Genomic DNA, 10,318 nt, shown 5'->3' on the forward strand with positions numbered 1-10,318 from the left:
GCGATGGCATCGACTGGTTTTGCCTGATACACCGAGGTGTCTGCATCGCAGGCAAGCCAGCTCCCACAGAGCACAGTGGATCTACCGTCAAAAAACCAAACCTGGCCCGACTCTTGCTCTACCTCCCAATACTGCATCCCCGACCCCCAGTGCAGTGGAGACCTTTACTTATGCCAGTCGCCCCCAATTCGCTCCTTCAGGCTGCCGCTGCGGCCAAGCCTCAAGCGCCGGCCGCCACACCGCCTGTAGCGGCCGCGGACCCACGGGACAAGGGCCCTGGTTTCGCTCAAGTGTTTGCCAACCAAAGCCCCAAGCCCACGCTGAAGACCGATGACACTCCGGTCAAAATCTCACGTGACAAGCCTTCGGACACCAACACCAAGCCGGTCGCCAACAACGACAAGCCTGCCGCCAGCACGCCAGCGGTTGCCGATAGCGGCAATCCCTTGCCTGCCAAGCCGGCCAAGGCTGACGACAGCGCCAGCAGTGATGACGACAAGCCCGCCGACCCGGCCGTGGCGCAGCAGCCCCCGGCTGATCCAGTGGTCGACCCGGCATTGGTCGCCGTTGTTGCGCCGGTGCCTGTTCCGGTGCCAGCGCCCGCGCCGGTAGCCACTCATGACGACACGGCCCAGCCGGTGGTCGCGGCACCGCTCGCAGCCACCGATGACGCCAAGCAACCGGCCTTCGACCCCGAAGCCGATCCGCTGGATTCGATGCCGGCCGTGCGCTTGGCCATGGAGCAGGGCGGCCATGTGTCGGCCAGCAGCCAGACGCCACAGAAAGCCGCGCCGACCACCACTCAGGACCAGCCAACCGCCGCGCAGAACTTTGCCGCAGGTCTTGCCAACATGGTCGACCAGCAAGCCACCAAAGACAGCACTGACCAGGGCGGCGACAAGGCCTTCAGTGGGCTGATCGAATGTGGCCTCAAGGATTTGAAAGACGCCGGCAGCGACACGCGGGTGGATGATTTCGCCAACCGCCTGGCCGCGCTGACCCAGGCTGCCACGCCGAAAACCGCGAACGCCTTGCCGCCCGTGGCCAATGCGCCATTGGCCATGCACCAGAGCGGCTGGACCGAAGAGGTGGTCAACCGCGTGATGTACCTGTCCAGCGCCAACCTCAAGTCGGCGGAGATTCAGTTGCAGCCGGCTGAACTGGGGCGCCTGGATATCAAGGTCAATATGACCGCCGACCAGCAAGCCCAGGTCAACTTCATGAGCGGCCACGCCGTGGTACGTGAAGCGCTGGAAAGCCAGTCCGGCCGTTTGCGCGAGATGTTTGCCCAGCAAGGCATGGGGCAGGTGGATGTCAATGTGTCCGACCAGTCCCGTGGCTGGCAGGGTCAGGGCCAGGAGCAACAGCAGCAGAATCAGGCCCGCGGCATAAGCGGCAGTGGTGGGCGTGGTGATGGCGGCGATGCGGGTGACGCTGCTGAAGTGGCTGCGGCTGTCGCGCCGGTAAGCCAGACCGTGATCGGCTCCAGCGCCGTCGATTACTACGCCTGACTTGAGCCAAAAAGCGCGGTCAATGTGGGAGCTGGCTTGCCTGCGATGGCGCTGTATCAGGCACAGAGATGTGAGCTGATCCACCGCTATCGCAGGCAAGCCAGCTCCCACATTTGATTTTGGGTGTTCGCCGTTCCCCGGTTAGTCAGACAACTCTGGCATAACACTTGCTCTTGCCTTCCCGTAGATCTATGAATCCCCGAATAGTGACGGATTATTGGCATGGCGAAGAGTGACGACGCAGCAGCAACCCCACCCGCAGGCAAAGGCAAGCTCAAGCTGATCCTGCTGATTGTGCTGGGCCTGCTCCTGGCCATTGGCGCCTCGATTGGCGGCACGTGGTACATCATGCACAGCAGCGCGAGCAAACCGGCTCCCGCCGCCGAAACCGCCACTAACGTCAAGCAACCGGCAATCTTCGAGCCGATGCTGCCGGCCTTTGTCGCCAACTACAATCAGAACGGTCGCCAACGCTACCTGCAGGTGAGCATCACCTTGCTGGCGCGTAACCAGGCGGACCTGGATGCGCTTAAAGTGCATATGCCGGTGATCCGCAACAACCTGGTGATGCTGTTCTCCGGGCAGAGCTTCGACAGCCTGGCCACCCCGGTCGGCCAGGAAATGCTGCGCCAGAAGGTCACTGCCAGCGTGCAGGAAGTGGCCCAGAAAGAGCTCGGCAAAGTCGTGGTCGAGCAGGCGCTCTTCACTAACTTCGTATTGCAGTAGGATCACGACATGGCCGTGCAAGACCTGCTGTCCCAGGATGAAATCGACGCGCTGTTGCATGGCGTCGACGATGGTCTGGTACAGACCGAAATGGCTGCCGAACCCGGCAGCGTCAAAAGTTATGACCTCACCAGCCAGGATCGCATCGTCCGTGGGCGCATGCCGACCCTGGAGATGATCAATGAGCGTTTCGCCCGTTACACCCGTATCAGCATGTTCAACATGCTGCGCCGCTCGGCAGACGTAGCGGTAGGCGGCGTGCAGGTGATGAAGTTCGGCGAGTACGTGCATTCGCTGTATGTGCCCACCAGCCTCAACCTGGTCAAGATCAAACCGTTGCGCGGTACCGCGCTGTTCATCCTCGACGCCAAGCTGGTGTTCAAGCTGGTGGACAACTTCTTCGGCGGCGACGGCCGCCACGCCAAGATCGAAGGGCGTGAATTCACCCCTACCGAATTGCGTGTGGTGCGCATGGTGCTGGAGCAAGCCTTCATCGACTTGAAGGAAGCCTGGCAGGCGATCATGGAAGTCAATTTCGAGTACATCAACTCGGAAGTGAACCCGGCCATGGCCAACATCGTCGGCCCCAGCGAAGCCATTGTGGTCTCCACCTTCCACATCGAGCTTGATGGCGGTGGCGGCGACCTGCACGTGACCATGCCGTACTCGATGATCGAGCCGGTGCGCGAAATGCTCGACGCCGGTTTCCAGTCCGACCTCGACGACCAGGACGAACGCTGGGTCAAGGCCCTGCGCGAAGACCTGCTGGACGTCGACGTGCCTTTGAGCGCCACTGTGGCCCGTCGCCAGCTGCGTTTGCGCGATATTTTGCACATGCAACCGGGGGACGTGATCCCCGTGGAGTTGCCGGAAGAGCTGATCATGCGCGCCAATGGCGTGCCGTCGTTCAAGGTCAAGCTCGGTTCCCACAAGGGCAACCTGGCGTTGCAAGTGATCGAACCGATCAACCGTCGCTGATCTGCCCCTTCTATCGATGAATTTTTGCTGCGCCGAGGACATGTAATGGCTACCGAACACGAAAACACTTCCGCCGAAGACCAGGCCCTGGCTGACGAATGGGCTGCGGCCCTGGAAGAAACCGGCGATGTCGGCCAGGACGACATCGACGCGCTGCTGGCCGCCGACGCCGCCATGGCGCCGGCCGGCAAACGCCTGCCGATGGAAGAATTCGGCAGCGTGCCGAAAAACAACGACCCGGTGACCCTCGACGGCCCGAACCTGGATGTGATTCTCGACATTCCGGTGTCGATCTCCATGGAAGTCGGCAGCACCGAAATCAACATCCGCAACCTGCTGCAACTCAACCAGGGTTCGGTGATCGAGCTCGACCGCCTGGCCGGTGAGCCGCTGGACGTGCTGGTCAACGGCACCCTGATCGCCCATGGCGAGGTGGTGGTGGTCAACGAGAAGTTCGGCATCCGCCTGACGGACGTGATCAGCCCAAGCGAACGCATCAAGAAGTTGCGCTGAGATGAAGTATTCGATGGCGGGACTGTTTCTGGCGCTGCCATTGAGCTCCCTGGCGGCTGAGCCGGTCGCCCAAGTGGCGGCTGCGGCACCTGTGGTCAGCGGTGGTATCGGCGGCCAGTTGACCCAGCTGGTGCTTGGGTTGTTGCTGGTAGTCGGTCTGATCTTCGTGCTCGCCTGGCTGATGCGCCGCGTGCAGCGCATCGGGCCGGGCAATGCCCAGGTGATCGAGATGATCGGCTCGCGCGCCCTCGGCCCGCGTGATCGGCTGGTGCTGGTGCAGGTGGGCGAAGAGCAAATCCTGCTGGGTATCACGCCCGGCCGCATCACCCCGTTGCACGTACTCAAGACGCCGGTGGAAGCAACCAGGACCGAGACCGCCACGCCGGAATTCGCCCAGCGCCTGATGGAGTTGCTGGGCAAGGATCAGAAGGATAAGAAGTAATGCGCGTTTTATTGACGCTCATGCTGTTGCTGGCCGCGCCGCTGGCGTTGGCAGCCGACCCGTTGTCGATCCCGGCGATCACCCTGGGCACCAACGCGGCCGGCGCGCAGGAATACTCGGTCAGCCTGCAGATTTTGCTGATCATGACCGCGCTGAGTTTTATCCCGGCGTTTGTCATGCTGATGACCAGCTTTACGCGGATCATCATCGTGTTCTCGATTCTGCGTCAGGCCCTGGGCCTGCAGCAGACGCCGTCGAACCAGATCCTTACCGGCATGGCGCTGTTTTTGACCTTGTTCATCATGGCGCCGGTGTTCGACAAGGTGAACCAGCAAGCCTTGCAGCCCTATCTGGCGGAGAAACTCTCGGCTCAGGACGCGATCGACAAGGCCCAGGGTCCGATCAAGGACTTCATGCTCTCGCAAACCCGTTCCAGCGACCTGGAGCTGTTTATGCGCTTGTCCAAGCGCACCGACATTGCCACGCCGGATCAGGCGCCGCTGACCATTCTGGTGCCGGCCTTCGTCACGTCCGAATTGAAAACCGCGTTCCAGATCGGCTTCATGATCTTTATCCCGTTCCTGATCATCGACCTGGTGGTGGCGAGCGTGCTGATGGCGATGGGGATGATGATGCTGTCGCCGCTGATTATCTCGCTGCCGTTCAAGATCATGCTGTTTGTACTGGTGGACGGCTGGGCGCTGATTATCGGCACCCTGGCCAGCAGTTTCGGCGGGGTGTAGTGACATGACGCCAGAAGTAGCGGTCGACCTGTTCCGTGAAGCGCTGTGGCTGACCACCATGATGGTCGCCGTGCTGGTGGTGCCGAGCCTGTTGGTGGGCCTGCTGGTGGCGATGTTCCAGGCCGCGACCCAGATCAACGAACAGACCTTGAGCTTCCTCCCGCGTTTGCTGGTGATGCTGATCACCCTGATCGTCGCCGGCCCGTGGCTGGTGCAAACCTTTATGGAATACATCCTGCAGCTGTACGGCAGTATTCCGCAGTTGATCGGCTGACCGATGCAATCTGTGCTGGCCTTGACCGACACCCAGATCAGCACCTGGGTGGCGTCTTTCATTTTGCCGATGTTTCGCGTCACGGCAGTGCTGATGACCATGCCGGTGTTCGGGACTACCTTGGTGCCGAGGCGCATCCGCCTGTATTTTGCCTTCGCCATTACCATCGTCATCGTGCCCGGCTTGCCGCCGATGCCGCCGGTGAATGCCCTGGACCTCAGTGCGTTGTTGCTGATTGCCGAGCAGATATTGATCGGCGCGCTGATGGGCTTCTCGCTGACGTTGTTCTTCCAGGCCTTTGTAATCGCCGGGCAAATCATCTCGATCCAGATGGGCATGGGCTTCGCGTCCATGGTCGACCCTACCAACGGCGTGTCGGTGGCAGTGATCGGGCAGTTCCTGACCATGCTGGTGACCTTGATTTTCCTGGCGATGAACGGCCATCTGGTGGTGTTCGAGGTCATGACCGAAAGCTTCACCACCTTGCCGGTGGGCTCGGGGCTGGTGGTCAATCACTTCTGGGAATTGGTCGGCCGCATGAGTTGGGTATTGGGCGCCTCGTTGTTGCTGGTGTTGCCGGCGATTACTGCGCTGCTGGTGGTCAACATCGCGTTTGGCGTGATGACTCGCGCGGCGCCGCAGCTGAACATTTTCTCGATTGGTTTCCCGCTGACCCTGGTGTTGGGCATGGGGATTTTCTGGATCGGCATGGCCGACATTCTCAATCAGTATCAACCGCTGGCCACCGACGCCTTGCAGTTTTTACGTGATCTGGCACGGGCGCGTTGAGACATGGCCGAGAGCGAGAGTGGCCAGGACAAAACAGAAGACCCCACGGAGAAACGTAAAAAGGACTCCAGGGAAAAGGGCGAGATTGCCCGCTCCAAAGAACTCAATACCCTGGCGGTGATGCTCGCCGGTGCCGGGGGCCTGCTGATCTACGGCGGTGGCCTGGCGCTGGACCTGATGGAGCTGATGAAGCTCAACTTTTCGCTGCCGCGCGAAGTGCTGCTGAGCCCCGGCGCCATGGGCCAGTACCTGTTGCACTCGGGCAAGATCGCGATTCTGGCGGTGCAGCCGGTGCTTATCACCCTGTTGCTGGCGGCGCTGATCGGGCCGGTTTCCTTGGGTGGCTGGCTGTTTGCCGCCGGCAGCATGGCGCCCAAGTTCAGCCGCATGAACCCTGGGCCTGGGCTTAAGCGTATGTTTTCCACCAAGGCGCTGGTGGAACTGCTCAAGGCGCTGGCGAAATTTATCCTGATCCTGTTTGTGGCGTTGACGGTGTTGTCCTCCGACATCGACGACTTGCTGCGCATCGCCCATGAGCCGCTGGAGTCCGCAATTATTCACAGTGTGCAGGTGGTGGGCTGGAGTGCGCTGTGGATGGCCTGCGGGCTGATCATCATCGCCGCCGTGGACGCGCCGATTCAGCTGTGGGAAAGCCACAAGAAACTGCTGATGACCAAGCAGGAAGTGCGTGACGAGCACAAGGACCAGGAAGGTCGCCCCGAGGTCAAACAGCGGATTCGCCAACTGCAGCGCGAAATGTCCCAGCGCAAGATGATGGCGGCAGTGCCGGATGCCGACGTGGTCATCACCAACCCGACCCACTACGCCGTGGCGCTCAAGTACGACCCGGAGAAGGGCGGCGCGCCGATGTTGCTGGCCAAGGGCAGCGACTTTACCGCGCTGAAGATCCGCGAAATCGCCGTGGCCAACGACATTCTGCTGCTGGAATCGCCGGAGCTGGCGCGGTCGATCTTCTACTCCACCGACCTCGACCAGGAGATCCCCGCTGGCCTGTACCTGGCCGTGGCGCAGGTGTTGGCCTACGTGTACCAGATCCGCCAATACCGCGCGGGCAAGGGCAAGCGGCCAGACCCGCTCAAGGACCTGCCGATTCCGCCGGAGCTGCGCCGCGATTCCTGAGTCGTCCTGCACCGACGCCATCGCAGGCAAGCCCGGCTCCGACCTCGCGTTTTTTCCTGCCCGTGCGCCGAGCTTGCAGCGCGCCGTTCGGCGCATGATCTAAACCCCAATGGATACAGAGCCTGACGGACAACCAAAGTTTGAGTTGTGCGCATGGAAGATATAATTAGTCATAACTGACCTATTAAAGCGAATTTTTCCATATAAATAGTCATATCTGACTGTTAGCAAGGTATATGATTTTTCCTCGCGCACGCCAATAGCGCTATAATGGTCAAAACTGACTAATAACGCTGATTTTATGCCCTTAATAAGTCAGATTTAGCCATTAGGAAAAATTAAACGAGGCCTGCCATGTCCTTCATGCATTTGCTCAGCTCCCCCGCAGAGATCGCTCGCGATGTGGGGAAAAATGCAAAAAAGCTACGGCTATCGAAAAACCTCACGAGGAAGACCTTGGCAGAGCTTTCAGGGGTATCGGAGTCGTCGATCCAGCGGTTCGAGACTGCAGGTTCTATTACTCTCGAATCGATGATTCTGCTCGCCACCGCGCTCGATGAGCTGACTCCGCTAACGACTCTGTTTAAACCTTCGCAGCCGAACTCCCTCACAGAGCTGAAAAACTCAAAGCGCAAACGGGGTTCTAAATGAAACCGCGCCAGGATTATCCGAAGCTGAAGCGTTTCGAATCCCTTGAGGTCACCAAAAGCGGTGTGAAAGTCGGTGATCTGTACAGGGAGGAGGGGGTTGGGATTTTTTTCACTTACGACCCGGTATGGCTCGCTACAGGCTTCAACCTGTCGCCGTTCACGATGAAGTTTGACGACAAGCCCCAGCTTGCTCGTGCTCCTGAACTGTTCGAAGGATTGCACGGCCCCTTTGCGGACTCTCTTCCAGACGGCTGGGGCATGCTGCTGATGGACAGATTCCTTAATGCCACATTCGGTGAGGGAACTGCTTACACAGTTACTGCCCTGGATCGGCTCGCTTACATGGGCGACAGAGCCATGGGAGCGTTTGAGTACCATCCAAAAGCGGAAAGAGGAGAGCTGAGGGGGACAATTAACCTTGCAGAGCTCTTCGAGAATTCCGTGGAAGTCCTGTCAGGAGACACTTCGGCAGTGCTTACCAAGCTCAGGCTTGCAGGGGGATCGCCTGGTGGTGCCCGCCCTAAAGCGATTGTCGCAATGTCTCCTGATGGGCAGCATGCAACGTCCGCTTTTGGGCCAATTCTGCCGGGCTATGATCACTGGATAGTCAAATTCAGGGCACCAGATGAGCCGGTTGAAACCGGCGCAATTGAGTATGCTTACTACCTGATGGCCAGGGACGCAGGTGTCGAAATGGCTGAGTCGACTGTCCTGAACATGACCATGCATGACGGTAGTCGCGAGGGCTTCTTCGCAACAAAGCGCTTTGACCGGCAGCGCGATAAAAAGCTTCACATGATCACGGTTTCTGCGCTTATGTACGCTACGTACAAACTGCCATCCATGGACTACAGCGGGCTACTGAAGCTCACAAACATGCTGACGCGTAGTGCCGCAGAGGTCGAAAAAATGGCCAGGGTGATGGTTTTCAATGCACTGTTTCACAACTACGACGATCACACCAAGAACTTCGCGTTCATCGGGCGTGAGCCAGAGAAGCCTGGCGACGAAGCAAGGTGGACGCTCGCGCCGGCATACGACCTGACTTTCTCGGAGGCTCGGGGTGAACACACAACGGCATATAACGGTCGAGGGAAGGCAGCCCGGAGGCTGATTCAGGAGCTGTGCGCAGACTACAAGTACCTCAAGCCGAACGACTACATTGAGCAAACGCTAGCCGCATTTGCCCAATGGGATGACATTTTCAAAAGTGTAAGGATTCCCCTCAAAGCAGGCGCCGGTTACAAAGCTGTTCTGGAACAAGACCATGACTACTTCAAACTGATACGACCTACCAAGCGCTGACACCTCGTAGATGAGAATCGGAACGTTTGAACACCAGCCTTGAAGCTCCGCACCCTGCTTGGGCAACCCCTTCGGTTGCTCCCTTGTCCGAACTTGCCGGACTGGCTGCGGGGCAGGCACGGCGGGCGGAGCCCTTGGCGGCATAACAACCAGCGCTGCCATCTGTCTAAAGTTCAGCGTTACCTGTCAACTTTGACAGTATCCATTGCACCGCCTTCACTGTTACATAGAGCGGCGAGGTGCGCCGTCATGCGCGGCTCGGGAGAGCGGTCATGGACAGGGCTACGGTCAGGTGGTTTGACGCCGTCAAGGGCATTGGTTTTGTCGCCCGCGACCGCGAAGGCAATGCAGTACCCGTTCAGGCAACGGGCAATCCCTGCAGCGAAATCGATGCGCCGCCCAAGGCGCGCAAATCCCGCAAACGAAAAAAATAACCCCCCGCCTGCTCAGCAAACAATCACTACCACTGGTCGTTAATCCCCGTCTACCTGTCAACTCTGACAGTAGTCAGCTCTGCGTTCTCGCGGTTTGATGGTGCCAGGCACTGTACGCAAGTAGTAACGAGATGCAGGGGAAGGGTGATGGAAGCGGTGACGGGGACGATCAAGGTTTATAACCGCAAGACCGGTGAAGGGCTGATTGCGTTGGATGGCGATGATGAACCGGTGTGTTTGGACCGCTTGAGTTCAGCGTGTACCCGGTGGAGAGAAGGCCAGCGGGTACAGTTCGCCAGGATTCACCGGCCAAAGGGTGTGTTTGCGTTTTGTATCAGGCTTATCTAGCGGGATTTTTTGCGCGCAATGTCAGGAGAAGGGTTATGGCGACGGGTACTGTGAAGTGGTTTAACGAAACAAAAGGGTTCGGTTTTATTACTCCAGATGATGGTAGCGAGGATCTTTTTGCGCATTTTTCAGCGATTCAGAGTGCTGGGTTCAAATCTCTGCAAGAGAACCAAAAAGTCAGCTATGACGTAACGACAGGGCCCAAAGGCAAGCAAGCGTCCAACATCCAACCCTTATGAAGATCGTTCCCACGCTCCCGCGTGGGAATGCCTCCTGTGACGCTCTGCGTCACCGTTGCGCAAGGCTCAAGTCGGGACGCGGAGCGTCCCTGGCTGCATTCCTTTGCTGCGCGTGGGAACGATCATCACGATCATTCAGGCAGGTTCTGCCTCTGGTGACGGCGCTCTGTCATCCAGCAGTCGCTCAGCCAACAACCGTCCCACCTCAATCAACTGCGCAATACCC

Annotated in this window: 13 protein-coding genes; all 13 read left to right on the top strand. The window is 59.1% G+C overall.

Translation table 11 applies throughout. The features are described from left to right. Window positions 1–170: 170 nt before the first annotated feature. The 13 genes from FEM54_RS14335 to FEM54_RS14400 all read left to right on the top strand — a co-directional run bounded on the left by FEM54_RS14335 (window position 171) and on the right by FEM54_RS14400 (window position 10,092). Window positions 171–1,511: a flagellar hook-length control protein FliK gene (locus tag FEM54_RS14335; RefSeq protein WP_138451535.1), complete on the top strand. Its 1,341-nt coding sequence runs from the start codon at window positions 171–173 to the stop codon at window positions 1,509–1,511. A gap of 222 nt (window positions 1,512–1,733) precedes the next feature. Beyond that, on the top strand, window positions 1,734–2,237 hold the full coding sequence (gene fliL, locus FEM54_RS14340; protein ID WP_017134945.1) for a flagellar basal body-associated protein FliL: 504 nt from the start codon (window positions 1,734–1,736) through the stop codon (window positions 2,235–2,237). A gap of 9 nt (window positions 2,238–2,246) precedes the next feature. Continuing rightward, window positions 2,247–3,215 (top strand): flagellar motor switch protein FliM, encoded by a 969-nt coding sequence (fliM, locus tag FEM54_RS14345; RefSeq protein WP_010166091.1) that lies wholly within the window; start codon window positions 2,247–2,249, stop codon window positions 3,213–3,215. A 45-nt stretch (window positions 3,216–3,260) separates the two neighbouring features. After that, complete coding sequence (fliN, locus tag FEM54_RS14350; protein ID WP_017134946.1) at window positions 3,261–3,728, top strand: flagellar motor switch protein FliN; 468 nt, start codon at window positions 3,261–3,263, stop codon at window positions 3,726–3,728. 1 nt (window position 3,729) lies between these two features. Next, on the top strand, window positions 3,730–4,170 hold the full coding sequence (gene fliO / locus FEM54_RS14355; RefSeq protein WP_138451537.1) for a flagellar biosynthetic protein FliO: 441 nt from the start codon (window positions 3,730–3,732) through the stop codon (window positions 4,168–4,170). After that, window positions 4,170–4,913, top strand: a complete 744-nt coding sequence (gene fliP, locus FEM54_RS14360) for a flagellar type III secretion system pore protein FliP (protein ID WP_056859761.1) — start codon at window positions 4,170–4,172, stop codon at window positions 4,911–4,913. The genes fliO and fliP overlap by 1 nt, the downstream gene beginning before the upstream one ends. A 4-nt stretch (window positions 4,914–4,917) precedes the next feature. Beyond that, complete coding sequence (gene fliQ, locus FEM54_RS14365) at window positions 4,918–5,187, top strand: flagellar biosynthesis protein FliQ (protein ID WP_003214552.1); 270 nt, start codon at window positions 4,918–4,920, stop codon at window positions 5,185–5,187. A 3-nt stretch (window positions 5,188–5,190) separates the two neighbouring features. Next, window positions 5,191–5,976 carry a flagellar biosynthetic protein FliR gene (gene fliR, locus FEM54_RS14370; RefSeq protein WP_099548882.1) on the top strand — a complete coding sequence of 262 codons (786 nt, stop codon included), beginning with the start codon at window positions 5,191–5,193 and terminating at the stop codon, window positions 5,974–5,976. A 3-nt stretch (window positions 5,977–5,979) separates the two neighbouring features. After that, complete coding sequence (gene flhB, locus FEM54_RS14375) at window positions 5,980–7,116, top strand: flagellar biosynthesis protein FlhB (protein ID WP_056859763.1); 1,137 nt, start codon at window positions 5,980–5,982, stop codon at window positions 7,114–7,116. Window positions 7,117–7,470: 354 nt separating this feature from the next. Further along, on the top strand, window positions 7,471–7,767 hold the full coding sequence (locus FEM54_RS14380; protein WP_099548883.1) for a helix-turn-helix domain-containing protein: 297 nt from the start codon (window positions 7,471–7,473) through the stop codon (window positions 7,765–7,767). Beyond that, window positions 7,764–9,071, top strand: coding sequence for a type II toxin-antitoxin system HipA family toxin (locus FEM54_RS14385; RefSeq protein WP_138451539.1), 1,308 nt, complete (start codon window positions 7,764–7,766; stop codon window positions 9,069–9,071). Before FEM54_RS14380 ends, FEM54_RS14385 begins: the two co-directional genes overlap by 4 nt. Before the next feature lie 239 nt (window positions 9,072–9,310). Beyond that, window positions 9,311–9,505 carry a cold-shock protein gene (locus FEM54_RS14390; protein ID WP_240792749.1) on the top strand — a complete coding sequence of 65 codons (195 nt, stop codon included), beginning with the start codon at window positions 9,311–9,313 and terminating at the stop codon, window positions 9,503–9,505. Between the two features lie 383 nt (window positions 9,506–9,888). After that, window positions 9,889–10,092, top strand: coding sequence for a cold-shock protein (locus tag FEM54_RS14400; RefSeq protein ID WP_099548885.1), 204 nt, complete (start codon window positions 9,889–9,891; stop codon window positions 10,090–10,092). The last annotated feature ends 226 nt before the right edge of the window (window positions 10,093–10,318 follow it).

The sequence above is a fragment of the Pseudomonas edaphica genome (genome assembly GCF_005863185.1).
Taxonomy (GTDB): domain Bacteria; phylum Pseudomonadota; class Gammaproteobacteria; order Pseudomonadales; family Pseudomonadaceae; genus Aquipseudomonas; species Aquipseudomonas edaphica.